The sequence below is a fragment of the Pseudoalteromonas sp. SWYJZ19 genome (assembly GCF_015864375.1).
Lineage (GTDB): Bacteria > Pseudomonadota > Gammaproteobacteria > Enterobacterales > Alteromonadaceae > Pseudoalteromonas > Pseudoalteromonas arctica.
The window spans coordinates 154795-170697 of the sequence record NZ_JADYXI010000009.1 but is presented as its reverse complement, the minus strand read 5'-3'; the positions used below and the strand labels follow the sequence as shown (position 1 = coordinate 170697).

Below are 15903 nucleotides of genomic sequence, written 5' to 3'. Positions count from 1 at the left end.
AAACCTTATTGCTTAGCCACAAGTTGTGCGTTGTCATTTAACAATGTAAATGCCACACCACTTGTATCAATTGTTACTGTTTGCGGAGAGATTGGCATACCAGGGCCTACGCGAGCTGGGCCATTTACAGCAATAACATCACCTTCGTTAAGGCCCGATGTAACCGCACGTAAGGCACCGTAACGCTCACCTGTAGTGATAAGTTTGTATTCAAGTACGTTGTTTTCGCCAACCGTTAATACAAAACGATTTTTTAAGTCGGTACCAATTGCACGTTCTGGGATAATAATCGCGTCGCTAATAGAATTTGCAGCAAGCTTTATACGTGCAAACGAGCCTGCGCGTAACTGGTTGCTGTCTTCATTAAATACTGCACGTACACGTAATGTACCTGTTGATGAATTAATTTGGTTATCAATAAAGTTAATGTAGCCTTTGTATGCAAAATCGCTTTGACCCACTTTTTGCATTACAACAGTTTGCTGACTCGCAGCAGTAACATCATTAAAAGATTGATTCCATGTGCGTTCATCAACATCAAAATAAGCGTACATAGCTTGGTTTGAAACAATTGACGTTAATACGCTTTGACCCGCAAGTATGTTATTACCTTTGGTAATATTTGCGCGAGAAATAATGCCATCAATTGGTGATACTACTGACGTAAACTCTAAATCAAGCTCTGCTGAAGTAAGTTGTGCTTGAAGTGCAGAAAGCTGTGCTTCGCGTTGGCGTAGTGTTGAAGTACGCGCTTGTGCTTGCTCAGTAGAAATTGCTTTACGGTCTAATAATCGTACCGCTCGTTTGTCTTCACTTTTAGCTTGCTCTAAGGCAGCTTGTGCGCTGTTGATTTGCGCTTTTAAACTAGCAACCACAGCAGCAAATGGACGAGCATCTAATTGAAATAAAACATCGCCTTCTTTAACCACATCGCCTTCTTTAAATTCAATGCTATCGATGATTCCCGATACACGCGGCATTAAAGCAACTTCTTGTGGAGACTCTAAACGAGTTGTATATGTGTGCCAGCTTTGTACTGGTTTAACAAGCACCTGTGCTACATCAATTGGTTGAAGTTGCTGTGCAGGTGCTGATTGAGCTGTGCTCTCATCGGCACAACCTGCTAGTGTTAAAGATGCCGCAGTAAGTGCAGCAGCAATTAGATGTTTGTTCATGAAGACGCTCCATTGTTGATTAGCCTCGCATAATACGGATTTAACCCGTGTTTAAAAACCATAGATTTTTAAATTCATTAATGCCAAAATGGCATCAATGAATTAGTTAAGGTGTAATAATGGATACAACAAGTCGACTTTTAATGTTACTTGAAGTGGTTGAGCAAGGCTCTTTTGCAAAAGCTGCAGAATTACGCAACATAGATCGCTCTGTTATATCTAAACAAATTAGCCGTTTAGAGGATGAGTTAGGCGTTAGGTTACTTAACCGCACAACGCGTTCGTTTTCGCTCACAGCGGCGGGCGCCGAAATGATCAAAAAAGCCGCTGAGCTTAGAGAGTTGCTCGGCGAAACAGTACGCATGGCTGAAAACTACCATTTAGAGCCACGCGGGGTGTTAAAAATCACGTCATCAACATTGATTGGCAGGCGTTATTTACAGCCGGTACTTAATGATTTTCAAAAACGCTTTCCGCAAGTAGAAGTTGAACTGCGCTTAGACGATAGATTAGTAGATATAGTTTCTGAAGGGTTTGATTTAGCATTTCGTGTTGGTGAGCCAAAAGATTCATCCCTTATTGCACGTAAAATAGCGCGTAATCGCTTACTCATTGTTGCAGCACCAGAGTATATAGACACTTATGGTATGCCCAAAACAATGGAAGATTTAGCACAATTGCCAGCAGCAAGCTACGCCAGTAACTCTATTCGGATAGATGCAATAGATTACTACAACAGTAAAGGTGAGCCCTGCGAGCAAAAAATAAAAAGTGTGTTTAGAGCAAACGATGCAGAGTCATTACTGATGAAAACATTATCGGGCACCACTTATTTTGTCGCCCCTGCATTTATTATTGGTGATGAAATATCACAGGGTAAACTAGTGCCTTTATTAACTGATGTGAAACTAATGGAGTTTAGTGCGATGTATGCCGTGTATCCGCATCGAGATTTACCGGTAAGAACTCGGTTATTTTTTGATGCTGTACGCGAACATATAGGAAAAGATAAACCAATTTGGGAAAACGGGATCCCCAATTTTGAGCAAATGTATTAAGTAACCCTGCTTAAGCAACTACCGTTTCGTAGTCATGTTCTTTTTTAAACTTACAATACACTTTATTGCGACCAAATTGTTTTGCTTTGTATAACTGTTTATCTGCTTGGTTTACAAAGCTTTCCAATGAATTAGTACTTTTAAATTTTGCGATTCCAATACTCGTTGTAATATTGATAGCAAGGCCATCAATATCAAATGTTGTATTTTCAAAACGTGCTCTTATTTGTTCTGCGGTATCTAGTGCAGCCTCTTCATTTGCAAAAGAGCTAAATAAAGCGAACTCTTCACCGCCAACTCTAAATACGTACCCTCTGCCAAGTGCAACCCTTAGTAAAGTGGCCACTTCAACAAGTACTTGGTCACCGACACCATGGCCATGCTCATCATTTATCTGCTTAAAAAAGTCTAAATCGAGTAAAAACAAATATAACTGTGACTTATCTTGTAGTTCTACTTCAAAGTAGTGGTTCATTGAAAGCCGATTACCTGCACCCGTTAATGGATCAAGTAACGCTAAGTTTTTAAGTCGCTTTGAAAAATTCGAACGACTCCCTTCAAAAACATGAGAAATCGCCCAAATACTAAAATAAGCACAGAGTAGATTAAGGGATAAGTTAAAGGTTTCAAAGGGTGAAAGAGTAGACTTACTCCCTAAAATAAACATTTGGATAGCTAATAAAGTTGCAGAGAAAATCACACCATATTGTTTACCTAACAACAGGTAGTACAAAATAGGTAATGCAAACGACCATACAAATACACCGTTACGAGGCGATGCTAACGCTGTAGCTAAAATAACAATAAACGTGATAAGTCCGCACATCACAACCGATTGCCAAAACTGTAGTGGGCGGCGTGTAAGTGAAATATAAGTAAATATACAATAAATAGAAAAACAGATTTCGATATAGCCAAGCAGTGGAAAGTTATTTACGGTTAAATTAAGCCCCGCAAATCCTACCGATAAAGAACCAAAACAAAGACACATCCCTCTAAGGACGTCTTTTCTTAATGATTTAGTGCTATTAAGAGCTGCGATATCCATTCTAATCACTTAACAAAAAATAAAAATTAAGTTTAACGGGAAAATATAATTTAACAAGCCTTGTTGATATAAAACCATGTAGATACAACCAGTTATTTACCTTTTGGGGATAATGTCGTATGTTTTAGAAACACGTTTGATACTTTAATATCACTAAGTGGCTTTAACAACTAGCCACCTAACATGGATAAATTAGTAGTAATACCTGTATTACCTTGGTGTAAAAGGTGAGTTGGTTTTTTGGTTTTAATATAACGAGATAACAATGCCATTAATTCACTGTTTGAACTGTCGTTCATATATTCTCTTAGCGAAATACCCTCTTCAGAAAACAAACACAAGTGCAGATTCCCTTTTGCTGTAACCCTCAATCGGTTACAGGTACTACAAAAGTCGTTGCTGTAAGGCATGATCAAACCAATTCTGCCTTGATAATCAGGATGAGCAAACTCTTGAGCAGGACCTGCTGATGCACTACGCGCAACTTGCTGCCAACCCGTTTGTAATAACTGAGTTTTTAAAACTTGCCCAGAAACATGGTTAGCATCAAAAAAGGCTTTGTTGTCGTTTGTTTGCATCAATTCTATAAAGCGGATGGTAACGGGACGGTGTTTAACCCAATTTAAAAATGTATCAAACTCTTTTGCGTTGTATTGCTTCATCAGCACGCTGTTTATTTTTACCGAATCAATACCCGTTTCAAGCGCAGTATCAATGCCTTTCATTACTGAGGTAAATTTGTCATGCCCAGTAATGGTGTTAAACATACGTGAATCTAAACTATCAATGCTTACATTAATGGCGTTTAAGCCTGCATCTACCCAGTCATGAATATTCTTATGAAGAGAAAAACCATTGGTAGTCATTGCAATTTTTTTTATGCCCGCGACATCTTTTGCCGCGCGAACAACATCTATAAAATCTTTTCTAAGAGTTGGCTCTCCGCCAGTGATCCTTACTTTTTCGATACCATGGTGTGCAAACGCTTTAAGCGTGTTGCTAATTTCATCAATTGTGAGAAAACCACGGTCTGGCCCGCCCTGATAACCATCTGGTAAACAATAAACACACTTAAAATTACATACATCAGTAATAGACAAACGTAAGTAACTAAACTCTCGCCCTGTTGGGTCGATTAGCATAAATAAACCTTAACTAATATCAACAAGTAATAACAACCTAATACCAATTTGCAATAATACTTAATCATTTAATTAAGCGAATTAGTATAAACAACGCTACTTATTGATACATAAATAATAATTACATAAATATATTTAATAACTTAAAGGAGCAGCATAAAGCATACCCCTTTAGTTATTTTTGTTTTACGCTTCTAAGCCTTTTTTAAGTTCGCTTGGCTTCATTGGTAGGTCACGTAAACGTACGCCTACTGCATTAAATACAGCATTACCAATCGCAGGAGCAACCCCTATAACGCCAGGTTCGCCTAAACCAACTGGAAACTCATCGCTTTGTAAAAATTCAATGTCAATATCTGGCACATCTTGCATTCTTAGCGGTAAATAAGTATTAAAGTTAGTCGCTGATACCTGTCCATCTTTATACGTATTTGATTCATGCAATGCAAGGCTGCTGCCCCATAGTAACGACCCTTCAATTTGCGCCAGTGCGCCATCTGGGTGAACTATTAAGCCAGCATCTACAACAACATAGAGCTTTTTGAGCGTTATTTTACCACTATCACGGTTAACATGAACATGCGCTGCGGTTGCAAGCCATGCTGGCATAGTACGTTCTTGCCCTGAACTTACAGAAAAACCAATGCCCTCATCTTTCGCTAATTTAACAGAAGCGACTTTATCAGACACGGTTTTAAGTACGTTACGTAAACGTAGCGCTCCGCCAACACTCTCAGGTGCTTTACCTGCTTGCTTGCCTTTACCATCTAACATTTCGATTCTAAATTGAACGGGATCTTTGCCTTGCTTATGGGCAATTTCGTCAATAAACGACTCAAGGCTCCATGCAATCCAACCTGGTCCTACTGAGCGTAACCAGCCTGGAGTAAAGGTGCTTTGTGCAACTTCGTTATTAATAGCACGTGCTCGATGACTACTCATGCTATACCAATGATCTGCGCCCGATGCTGAAAACGCATCAAATTTACCTTTACCATCAACACCTGGAGCTAGAAATCCTGGTGCCATTGCTTTGGTAGGCCAACCTGCCGCAAATGCATGTTCCATTCCTATGAAAGTGCCGTTTTTATCAAACGAAGCTGTCATTTTTGCAGCAGATGCAGAGCGAGACTGATCAAATAAACTATCGTCTGCGCGTGTAAATACTAGCTTTACTGGTTTACCCACTGCTTTTGCAGTTAGGGCTGCCGGTACAGTCCAATCACCAAATAGTCGGCGACCAAAACCACCGCCTAAATAATAAGGACGAATAATCACTTTCTCTTGGGCGACTTCAAGTGCTTTTGCAATAGCAGGTAACGTAAGCGATTGCCATTGGTTCCCCGTATGAATAATCCAATTACCGTCTTTAAATTCGGCTAATGCATTAAGTGGCTCTAGCTGATAATGACTCGCTGTCGCTGTGGTATACATTGATTCTAACGACTCACTGGCGTCTGCTTGGGTTTTCTTTATATCGCCTTCATCAACAAACAACGTACCTGAGTCGCGTTGCTCGCACAATCGTTTACCTTCGTTTTGAATATCAGCTTCAGATATATTTGCCGACTCACCCTTTTTATAACTCACCTTTAAAGCATCTACTGCTTTAATGGCACTTGGGTAGTTGTCCGCAAGTACAACAACCCAGCCTTGTACAGTTTCGCTTGGATCATTTAAAACTTCATAACCTTTGTAGCCTTTAATCGCTTTTGCTGCTGTATCGTCAACATTTGTCACCGTACTGCCATAACGGGTTGGCGGTATTACTGGGCGCGCGTACAGCATGCCTTCAACTTCTACATCTATTCCGTATACTGCGGTGCCATTTGTTTTGGCTGGTATATCAAGCGCTTTAAAGTCTTGTTTAAGCCCAGTTAAATGACGTTTATTAGCAGATTTGAGTGGCAGGTTTGCAACTTCATCGCTGGTAAATGTACGATTAAACTCGCCTTTTTTAACTATGTCAGCGTAACTAACCGATTTTTCGCCTGCAATAATATAGCCCTTTTCAGCACGACATTTATCTGCAGGCACGCCGAGCATTTTAGCTCCAGCTTCTATTAATGCAATTCGACCCGCAGCACCGGCTTGAGATAATGGCTTAAAGCTTTGAAATACAGACCACGAACCGCCGGTAACCATGTAGCCCCATTTTTCGTGAGTATCTACGTAGGTAATTGATACTTTATCCCAATCACATTCAAGTTCATCAGCTACAATGCGCGCAAGTGCAGTACCGATATGTTGACCCATTTCAGCTTTAGCAATACTCACTTCTACGGCGCCATCGGTGCTCATAGTCCACCAAATAGTCGGTGAAAAAGCCTGTTGTGCAATAGATTCTTTTGCACTGAGCGAACCCGAAAACAACGCAGGGGCGAACGCCATAACCAAGCCCGCGCTAGCAGTGCCAATCATAAACGAGCGACGATTTAAATTAACGGTTTCGCTATTTTTTTGAAATAATTTTTTCATTATCGGCTCCAGTTAAGCGTCTTGTGCATTTGGATCAAATATATTTACTACACTTTGTGACTCATCTGCAGCGCGTTGAATAGCCGTTTTAATGCGTTTGTAAGCCATACAGCGGCAATAGTTGCCATTCATGTGGCTCACTATTTCTTCATCTGACGGGCTAGGATTAGCTGCAAGTAATGTAGCAGCTTGCATTATTTGCCCTGATTGACAGTAACCGCACTGCGGTACTTGCTCTTCAACCCACGCTTTTTGAAGTGGGTGTTCGTTATTGAGTCCTTCAATTGTGGTAATGCTTTTACCCGCAATAGCGCCAATTGGTAGCACACATGAGCGAGTTGCTTGCCCATCTAAATGCACCGTACACGCACCACACATTGCAATACCGCAACCAAACTTTGTACCTTTTAGTCCAATTTCATCACGAATAACCCATAACAATGGTGTATCCTCACTTGCGTGTGATTCAACCACCTTGCCATTAATTGTAAACGTCACCATAGCTTGCCCCTTGATTAAGCTTTATAACCCGAGTTTAAATTTATTTAATTTAAACTCGGGTTATAACAGTTAAGATTGTTGTAACTACTAATCCATAACACATATAGTTACCGCATCAGCTACATTAACAGCTAAATACCATAACCACTGCACTAAAGCGTTAGCGCAGCTAAAACTTATTTTGCCCTACTAATACTTTTTCACTCATTTTTAGCTATAAAATTACTTAGCTGCTTTTGAGTATCTATGTCTAAACTCGCACTACGTAAACTAATTGTATTGACGACCTCACTGCTGGAGCGCAGTAATTGCTGTGCACCTCTATCTGAAGTTAAGCTTGCAAGCTGAGATAAATCAACCACTGGGAATATAGCGGGTACACCTAAACGCTCGCCATAGTTTGCGCACCAGCGCGATGGATTACGTGTAAAACCAGTAACTAGCTCACTTAAGTGCGCTACTTTTAGCTCAACCTGATCCGCGAGCACAAATAAAATCCCATCAAAGGACTTATTTTTAAACACTGTTTGAGAAGCTATCGCGATTGAATTACCTAAACCTTGGCTCCATTGCTTGTTCTCAATGAGCTCTATGTTTTTATAACCTGCCAGTGCTTGTGATACTTCTTTATGCCATACCCCGGTAACTACATACACCGGCGTGTCATCAAGTGCTTGAAGTGTATTTACTGCATGCTCAATCATTGTTTTGCCAAACCCGATATCAGCCGTTAATTTACAGCCGTTAAAGCGAGATGATTGACCTGCGGCTAAAACAACTTTTGCAATTAGCACGCCTCTTGCCCCCAATGGCTTAGCGATTGGGCGTTTTTGTCACACAGCACTGCATGTATTTCACTGATCAGCGATAGTGCAATACTCTCTGGCGAGTCGCCGCCTAAATTTAAACCGACAGGGCCAAAAACAGGAGACTTTATTTGTGAAACACGCGTATTTGCGTGCTCTAAAACTTGTTCACGTCTGTGCTTAGGACCCAATAACCCTATGTATTTAAATGGAACATCTTTAAATTGAGCCAACGTACTGGCGTCAAGTTCAACGCTGTGAGCCATTAAAATAGCAGCATCTACTTTATTAGTTATGCAATATTCTTTTAACTCACTCGGTGTGAAGCGCAAAATAGCATCAGCATTTTTAAAATATTGCCTTTTTGCATTGGCAGCACGTGTATCCCATACAGTTACACTCCAACCAAGTTGTTTGGCAAATGTATAAACCGGAACTGCATCGGCCCCACCACCCACAATTAATAAATGAGGCGGCGGATAAATAGAGGTTTGCAAGCACGTAGCGCCTTGTAATTCTACCAACTGCGCTTTGCGGTTCATTGATAAACCATGTAACTCATCATTTTGCGTAAATACACCACTACCGGCTGGCAAAATGGGGCTTACTTGTTGAAGGTATCGCCCTGGTTTATTCTCATTAAGTGCTTTAGATACAAGCTCTAGCTGTAAATAGTCATTAGCTTTGTGAATGGGCTGCAGTAAAATGTGTACTATGCCCCCACAACCAATGCCAAGTTGAAATGTTAAATCGTCTTCATCGGTGGCATCATAACTAATGGTTTTACTGGTTAAAGTACTCATTACTTGTTTAGCGTGGCGCTGTATGTCAGCTTCTAAACAGCCTCCTGAAAGCATCCCCAAGCGCTCGCCTAGGCTCGAAATAAGCATCATAGCCCCTAGTTTTCTGTAGCTAGAGCCTTCAATTTTGTACAAAGTAGCTAAAACCCATTCTTGGTTGTCCCTATTGAGATACCAAGTGTTTAAGATACTTTTCAAATCTGTAACCATATATTGCCCTTTAAAAAGCATTTTTTGCGTTTAAAAACAAACCAGCCTAAAAAGCTAATTTAAAACTTAATAATTCACGCACAATTTAGTTTTCTATTATATCGTTTAAGGTTTCAATTAACTCATCAAATTGATCATTAACGCTTTGGCGTTGTTTATCATTTAGAGTTAGGTTTAATTCGTAGAGTAAATTTATATATAAATTTAAGTTTGCTTCATTGCTTTTCAATAGCGCGTCGCTCATATAAAGTTCGCGCTCTTCAATAACCGTACTTAACTGATTTATAAATTCTTTTTTTGTAATTTCAGCATTTGTAAATACCTGTTTGGCTGCATTTAAACGGTTTTGCTTGTACTCTAACCACAGCGATCCTGAGTCTTGGTGCTGCTCATTAGTTGATTTAATCAGCGCTTTTTGTTGTTTATTAAGCTTGCCTATCCACTGCTCGTAGTATTCAAATTGCTCTTCCAAACGCTCACTTTTTCGCTCAAGCGGGGTTTGTTCGTTAAACTCTTCGCGTTCGTCGTTAATTTTTATTTGGATATTGTATAAAAGCTCACCTCTTTGCTCACTTGATAAGGTTGCCCCAAGTTCAGCTAAAGGCAGCTTTGCGTATCCAAGTAGATTCTGCCAATGTTGTTTTGCAAGCACAACCTGTGTTTTTAATTGTTTAGCCTCCAATGTTTGGTTAAACAATACTTTTATATTTTGTATGTCTTGTCTGTAGGCGGGTAACTGGGTAGTTCGGTGCCAATTTTGTGTTGTTGTAATTATGTTTTTTAGCTGTGTATTTTGCTTTTTATTTAAATCAACATAATCGTCAACCCAAAACGATGAAAGCCAACTCAAATTATTGTAAGTAAAAGATGCCGAACAACTACATAAAAACAACATACTTACAGCAAGGCATATCTGTTTTAGTTTTTTTGCTTTGAAATTATTAAGCATAACCTTCTCTATTATTTAGATTGTGGCAAAGCTCAAAACTCATTTGATAATAATTATCATTTAAGTATTGACTTGCATTTAGATCTAACTGATAATCGTTCGCACAAACACAGTGTAACGACCTCAGTGCCTACGGAAGAATATTCAGCAAGGATGCTGACACATTAAAAGAAGAGCGTGCCGCTTCGTGTTATTACTTACTCGACCCAAGTAATAACATCAAATATCACATTTACTTGCTACATTGCTCATATTAGTGACGGTTAATATGACTCAAAAAAGCCCTAACGGGCTTTTTTTATTTCTTTAAATTTTCTATAAAATCTGTATCTTAAACTCGTTTACTTACCTTAAAAGTCCACCGCGCTATTATTTACATTTTATACGCACGATCTGATAAGGTATCGCCTTGCGTTTGCGCTAAAGCTTGCGTAAAACATAACAGTAGACACCCTTTTTTGCATCTATTTATAATAACCGATTTAGTCTCTACTTAAATGCATTGAGTATTAAACGTTTAAAATGCGCAAATAGTGCAAAAATTTAATAATTTAGCATTTAACTAAAGTCTGTTTACCTTTCGGGATTAAAACTTGTTCTATTTAGGCGCTATTTAATCGCGGCAAGATATACTGGCCCTAAAACCTATCGTAACTATTACTAATTGGAGACATTAATATGTCACAGTTTAATTTGAAAGCACTCGTTCTTGCTGGCGTTTTACTTGCCAGCCCTTTCGCTCATGCAACATTAGAAGATGGCATAAGAGCAGCTAACGAAGGTGAATTTGCAGTCGCCCTAAAAGAGTTTCAATACCTTGCCGATAAAGGTTTTGCACCAGGAATTTACGAACTAGCTAAATTATACGAAGGTGGATACGGTGTAACACGCGATTACCGCAAAGCAGCTGCGCTTTATCAACAAGGCGTTAAAAAGAACCATCCGGATTCAATGTTTGCGTTAGCTGTTTTATACGACGAAGGTAAAGGCGTAAAGCTTGATCACCAAATGGCTGTTACCTTATTTGAAAAAGCAGCCAATAAAAACCTGCCTGCAGCTCAGTTTAATTTAGGTGTAATGTATTCCAATGGCGTGGGCGTTACGCGAGATTATGAAGCGGCACGCAACTGGTACGAAAAAGCAGCTGCAAACAATTACTCTTTAGCACAATTCAATTTAGCCCTCATGTATTTTGAAGGGCTAGGTATGCCAAAAGATTTAGAAAAGTCATACATTTGGAATACTATCGCTGAGTACAACGGCAATATGCAAGCGAGTCATAGCCGCAAACTTGATGAGCGTAAAATGCTGCCTAAAGAAATTGAAGAAGCTAAAGAAAAAGCCGATGCCATTTATGCAAAAATACAAGTGGGTACTTATGCTGGCGAAGGTCGCTTATTTTAAAGTTTAAGGCTCTTAAGAGTTTAAGACCTTAACCTTAGTTTGAAACTAATCTAAAAAAGGCTGAATTACATAACGTAATTCAGCCTTTTTAATATATCTTGATTTAGCAGATTCAAAATCTATTCAACTTTACAAAATCAACATACTCTTATTTTATGTAAAGCCACTTTAGTAGCTTAATAAGAAGTTTGCTTTGTTTTAGCAGCATAACAATACGAGGATTAAACGAGCCCGATACTAACGTATTTTTAGCATGGCTAAACGTTAAAAACCCTTCTATGCCATGATAATGCCCCATTCCTGAATGCCCTACACCACCAAAAGGGGCATCGTCAGCAGTTACTTGCACTAACGTATCGTTTATCGCTACAGTGCCACTGATTGTTTGCTTCATAATGTATTCTTGAGCGTGCTTATCTTGCCCTAGAATATAAAGCGCTAACGGGTGGTGATGGGCTTTAATATAGTCAATTGCGCTGTCGAGCTTGTCATAACTCATTATTGGTAGTATTGGGCCAAATAGCTCATCTTGCATAAGCTGCATTTCGTCAGTAACTTGAGTCACTAAGTGCAGCCCCATACGATGTTTTTGCTCATCTTGCTGGTTTTGCTCAAGTGGCTTAATAATGTTTGCGCCAAGCTCTTGGGCTTGCTCTAAATAGGTTGCTAAACGTTTATAGTGTGCATCGCTAATAATAGAGGTTAAGTTTTTACCTTCAACACCGTCTTTAAAGTGCTTTTTATAAAGCTCGCATAATTGCTGAATCAGCTGATGCTCAAGCGCTTTGGGTACAAATACGTAGTCGGGAGCAACGCATATTTGCCCTGCGTTGGCCATTTTTCCAAACAGTAAAGCTTGCGCCGCTTTTTTAATATCGGCATTTTGCGTAATAATAACTGGCGATTTACCACCGAGTTCGAGCGTTACTGGTGTTAAATTACGACTCGCTGAAGCCATTACTAATTTACCAACGGCCGATGACCCCGTAAATAATAAATGAGCAAATGGCAGTGATGAAAACTGCGCGGCTACGTCGCTACCGCCTTGTATTATTTTGCAATGCGTTTGTATGTCGTCTTTAAATATTTTTTCGATAACGACGTTTGTGTGAGGTGTAAACTCGCTTAATTTGAGCATAACTCTATTACCGGCAGCTATGGCGGTAAGCACAGGTACTAACGCTAACTGAATGGGGTAATTCCACGGTGCAATAATACCAACCACACCTTTAGGTTGGTAATTAACACTTACTTTTGAAGGCCACAAACTTAAACCTACAGAGCGATTACTTGGCTTTGCCCATTTTGGTAGCTTTTTGATAATGTGCGCGAGTGTTTGAACCGTAGGCAATATATCGCCAAGTAGAGTATCGAAAGCGGTTCTGTAACCAAAGTCTTTTGAAGCAGCATCCACTAGCTCTTGCTCAAGTTCAACAATACGTACACGGAGTTTTTTTAATAAAACGAGACGTTTATCAATTGGCAAGTAAGGCGTTTCGAGAAAGCTTTTTTGCAATTCATCAAATTGGGGAATTAAAGGCATTGCCTGTGATGTGTCGGTGCTCAAAATAGATTACTCAATTTTTAAAGTTACCGCAGACTATAACCTTGTTCTGTTTTTCGAGCAATAACACTAATTATCTAAAAAAGAGCTTCTTGAGCAATATAAATAAGTATAAAGAGTAGCTTTGTTTAAAACTGTAAATATAAACAAAGCTACTGGTTGGAACTAATTTAGTACAGCTTTAAAAGCCAAATACTTGCGCTGCGATAGTCATTGTCACTAGCGTAATTAATACAATGGCGACAATATTTAGCACAAACCCTGCTCTTATCATGTCGCGCATTTGTATTTGCCCTGAGCCAAACACAATAGCGTTTGGTGGTGTAGCTACCGGCATCATAAACGCACAACTACACGCTATAGCTGCAGGAATAACCCAAACTAAAGGCGAACCTGTTATAGACTCTGCAACGGGTCCTAACAAAGGAAGAAAGCCAGCTGCAGTCGCTGTATTACTCGTGATCTCAGTTAAAAATGTAATTAATGCCACTACAACAAGTACACTCATAACAAGTGGAATGGCACTAGCGCCTTCAATTAGGTGAGCAATAAATTCAGCAAGCCCTGATGACTTAATTTGAGATGCAAGTGTAAGCCCGCCACCAAATAATAATAAAACGCCCCACGGCACTTTAGCTGCGCTTTCCCAATCAAGAATACGTTCGTCACTGCCTTTGTTTGCAGGCAAAACAAATAGTAATAATGCGGCGGCAATCGCAATACCCGTATCAGAAATTTTAAGCCCTGTTATGTCGCCAAGTATAGGTCTAAATATCCAACACAGTGCTGCTAAAACAAACACAAATAACACGCCTTTTTCGGCGCGTTGCATTATACCTAGGTTTTTTAGCTGCGTTGAAAACACCGCTTTTGTATCAATTTTTTGATCGTTTTTAACATTAGCATCTACTTTATACGCAAATTTGGTAAGCCAAACCCAACTAATAATAAGCATACTTAAAGACAGTGGTACGCCTACAATCATCCACTGAGCAAAGCCTATTTCAATTTGGTAACTGTCAGATAGGTATGCAGCCATTAATGCATTAGGCGGTGTACCAATTAAAGTAGCAATACCACCAATGCTTGCACCATAAGCAATTGATAGTAGCAATGCTTTGCCAAACCCTTCATTACTTGGGTCTGATTGCTTAACCAAATTGGTAATTGAAAGTGCAATAGGTAGCATCATTACGGCTGTTGCGGTATTAGACATCCACATCGACAAAAATGCAGTTACAAGCATCATTGCTAAAATTTGCAAACTTGGCTTTTTACCCGCATATAACATGGTGCTAAGCGCTATACGTTTATGTAACCCCCATCGCTCCATAGCGATAGAGATTAAAAATCCGCCTAAAAATAAAAATATTAGCGGGTGCGCATACGGTGCAGCCACACTTTTTATGGCTTCTATACCAGCAAGTGGTGATATTACCAAAGGGAGCAAAGCTGTTGCTGGAATTGGCACTACTTCACTTACCCACCACGATGCCATCCAAAATGCTAAGCCTGCTGTTTTAAATGCAGCAACCGACATACCCTCAGGTGGGTTTACTAGACAGGTAAGCAACATAACGCTTGGGCCCAGTAATAGCCAAAACCATTGCATACTCTGTTTTTTAGGAGAATTGTTTTTTAAAATTTGTTGAGTCATTACTTTTCCTAAAATTTATATTTAAGGCCAAGAGCAACACTGCTGTCGTCTTGTTCTTCTAAATTAAGATCGGTATATAAAAGATAAGCTGTAGTTTGCTTATCAAATACATAATCAAGGCCTGTGCTCCATTGCGTTGCCTCAGATGCTTGACGAAGAGTTGAGTCATCTTTAGCAAATTGAATTTTTGGCACCCACTTATCAAGTGTATAACTGGCACTTAATACGTAACCATTGCCCGACTTACTGCCATCTACTGATTCTGAATGCTGGTACAGCGCACCTAACTGTAATTGTTCGAACTTATAAACACCAACAAGGCGGCTTGCTTTTACATTGTTAAGTGAATCTACATGACTGAACGACACATAATATGAAGTACTTTTTAAATTACGGTCGCCATAAATAAGCGTAGCAGCAAAGCCTGCTTTATCGTCTTTATTGTCATCTTTTGGCGCATAAGTAAATGAAAACTGCGTATTATGCCAATAGTTTGAGGTGTAAGTTATAGTATCACCGAGGCGATCTTGGCCTGCTATAACCTGTGCCATATCGGCTTGAGTTTCGTTAAAGTTATCGAGTTTACCTTCAGAATATTTAAAACGAGTGTCGTTACGACCTACAACAACTTCACCAAACGCGCCTTTTAAACCTAAGTAAGTATTACGTGCTGTGAAAGGTTCTTGCGTATCATCTTCTTCAAAACCTTTAACTTGTACCTCATATTTAAAAACAGCACTTAAATATTCGTTAAGTTTATGATCGCCCTTAATACCAATACGCGAGTATGGCGCTTCAATTTGAGTACCCTCTTCGGCATAACGCATTATGCCCGTATCAGTACTGGCAATTTGTACTTCAGCTTTACCGTATACAGCGTACTCTGCAGCAAAAGATGTGTGTGAAAATGTAGCTAAGCAACCATAGGATAGAAATAAAATACAGGTGTGTGTAGTTTTTGTCATCGTGTGCCCTAATTATTAGAATCTACTTGTTGTAGCGCTAATAAGGCAACTTTACTGCCAAGTGTATAAAAGCAATATATTTCAATAACTTACTAAAACAAATTGTTTGATTTAAATAAAAACGTGTGAATTACCACACATAAGAA

At 39.4% G+C, this 15903-nt stretch carries 13 protein-coding genes; 2 read left to right on the top strand and 11 right to left on the bottom strand.

The window, feature by feature from the left end; all coding sequences use genetic code 11:
• Positions 1-5: 5 nt before the first annotated feature.
• Positions 6-1175 (bottom strand): efflux RND transporter periplasmic adaptor subunit, encoded by a 1170-nt coding sequence (locus I6F45_RS11250; protein ID WP_165740179.1) that lies wholly within the window; start codon positions 1173-1175, stop codon positions 6-8.
• Between the two features lie 119 nt (positions 1176-1294).
• On the opposite strand from I6F45_RS11250, the gene I6F45_RS11245 reads away from it, so the two are divergent.
• Positions 1295-2233: a LysR family transcriptional regulator gene (locus I6F45_RS11245; protein ID WP_165729475.1), complete on the top strand. Its 939-nt coding sequence runs from the start codon at positions 1295-1297 to the stop codon at positions 2231-2233.
• 10 nt (positions 2234-2243) lie between these two features.
• Here the strand turns inward: I6F45_RS11245 and I6F45_RS11240 are convergent, their stop codons facing one another.
• The 7 genes from I6F45_RS11240 to I6F45_RS11210 all read right to left on the bottom strand — a co-directional run bounded on the left by I6F45_RS11240 (position 2244) and on the right by I6F45_RS11210 (position 10167).
• Entirely contained in the window at positions 2244-3281 is a 1038-nt protein-coding gene (locus tag I6F45_RS11240; RefSeq protein WP_197160493.1) for a GGDEF domain-containing protein, read from the bottom strand.
• 170 nt (positions 3282-3451) lie between these two features.
• Positions 3452-4423: a GTP 3',8-cyclase MoaA gene (gene moaA, locus I6F45_RS11235; protein WP_024593165.1), complete on the bottom strand. Its 972-nt coding sequence runs from the start codon at positions 4421-4423 to the stop codon at positions 3452-3454.
• Positions 4424-4609: 186 nt separating this feature from the next.
• Positions 4610-6901: a xanthine dehydrogenase family protein molybdopterin-binding subunit gene (locus tag I6F45_RS11230; protein ID WP_197160492.1), complete on the bottom strand. Its 2292-nt coding sequence runs from the start codon at positions 6899-6901 to the stop codon at positions 4610-4612.
• A gap of 12 nt (positions 6902-6913) precedes the next feature.
• Positions 6914-7402, bottom strand: a complete 489-nt coding sequence (locus tag I6F45_RS11225) for a (2Fe-2S)-binding protein (protein ID WP_197160491.1) — start codon at positions 7400-7402, stop codon at positions 6914-6916.
• 200 nt (positions 7403-7602) lie between these two features.
• Complete coding sequence (locus tag I6F45_RS11220; protein WP_197160490.1) at positions 7603-8196, bottom strand: nucleotidyltransferase family protein; 594 nt, start codon at positions 8194-8196, stop codon at positions 7603-7605.
• A complete protein-coding gene (locus I6F45_RS11215) occupies positions 8190-9218 on the bottom strand; it encodes an XdhC family protein (protein ID WP_197160489.1) in 1029 nt (342 codons plus the stop codon). The genes I6F45_RS11220 and I6F45_RS11215 overlap by 7 nt, the downstream gene beginning before the upstream one ends.
• A gap of 85 nt (positions 9219-9303) precedes the next feature.
• Complete coding sequence (locus I6F45_RS11210; protein ID WP_197160488.1) at positions 9304-10167, bottom strand: DUF6279 family lipoprotein; 864 nt, start codon at positions 10165-10167, stop codon at positions 9304-9306.
• Between the two features lie 678 nt (positions 10168-10845).
• Here I6F45_RS11210 and I6F45_RS11205 point away from each other — a divergent pair.
• A complete protein-coding gene (locus I6F45_RS11205; protein ID WP_007582012.1) occupies positions 10846-11571 on the top strand; it encodes a tetratricopeptide repeat protein in 726 nt (241 codons plus the stop codon).
• A gap of 148 nt (positions 11572-11719) precedes the next feature.
• Here I6F45_RS11205 and I6F45_RS11200 read toward each other — a convergent pair whose 3' ends face one another.
• From I6F45_RS11200 to I6F45_RS11190, 3 genes are all read right to left on the bottom strand, one after another.
• Positions 11720-13138 (bottom strand): coniferyl aldehyde dehydrogenase, encoded by a 1419-nt coding sequence (locus I6F45_RS11200; RefSeq protein ID WP_197160487.1) that lies wholly within the window; start codon positions 13136-13138, stop codon positions 11720-11722.
• Between the two features lie 178 nt (positions 13139-13316).
• Positions 13317-14792 (bottom strand): SLC13 family permease, encoded by a 1476-nt coding sequence (locus I6F45_RS11195; protein WP_165729468.1) that lies wholly within the window; start codon positions 14790-14792, stop codon positions 13317-13319.
• Between the two features lie 8 nt (positions 14793-14800).
• Positions 14801-15757, bottom strand: coding sequence for a porin (locus I6F45_RS11190; RefSeq protein WP_024593158.1), 957 nt, complete (start codon positions 15755-15757; stop codon positions 14801-14803).
• Positions 15758-15903 lie beyond the last annotated feature (146 nt).

What these genes read in the sequence shown, in the direction of transcription:
- I6F45_RS11250 (WP_165740179.1), bottom strand. Translation starts at nt 1,175, where the DNA reads ATGAACAAACATCTAATTGCTGCTGCACTTACTGCGGCATCTTTAACA.
- I6F45_RS11245 (WP_165729475.1), top strand. Translation starts at nt 1,295, where the DNA reads ATGGATACAACAAGTCGACTTTTAATGTTACTTGAAGTGGTTGAGCAA.
- I6F45_RS11240 (WP_197160493.1), bottom strand. Translation starts at nt 3,281, where the DNA reads ATGGATATCGCAGCTCTTAATAGCACTAAATCATTAAGAAAAGACGTC.
- moaA (WP_024593165.1), bottom strand. Translation starts at nt 4,423, where the DNA reads ATGCTAATCGACCCAACAGGGCGAGAGTTTAGTTACTTACGTTTGTCT.
- I6F45_RS11230 (WP_197160492.1), bottom strand. Translation starts at nt 6,901, where the DNA reads ATGAAAAAATTATTTCAAAAAAATAGCGAAACCGTTAATTTAAATCGT.
- I6F45_RS11225 (WP_197160491.1), bottom strand. Translation starts at nt 7,402, where the DNA reads ATGGTGACGTTTACAATTAATGGCAAGGTGGTTGAATCACACGCAAGT.
- I6F45_RS11215 (WP_197160489.1), bottom strand. Translation starts at nt 9,218, where the DNA reads ATGGTTACAGATTTGAAAAGTATCTTAAACACTTGGTATCTCAATAGG.
- I6F45_RS11210 (WP_197160488.1), bottom strand. Translation starts at nt 10,167, where the DNA reads ATGCTTAATAATTTCAAAGCAAAAAAACTAAAACAGATATGCCTTGCT.
- I6F45_RS11205 (WP_007582012.1), top strand. Translation starts at nt 10,846, where the DNA reads ATGTCACAGTTTAATTTGAAAGCACTCGTTCTTGCTGGCGTTTTACTT.
- I6F45_RS11195 (WP_165729468.1), bottom strand. Translation starts at nt 14,792, where the DNA reads ATGACTCAACAAATTTTAAAAAACAATTCTCCTAAAAAACAGAGTATG.
- I6F45_RS11190 (WP_024593158.1), bottom strand. Translation starts at nt 15,757, where the DNA reads ATGACAAAAACTACACACACCTGTATTTTATTTCTATCCTATGGTTGC.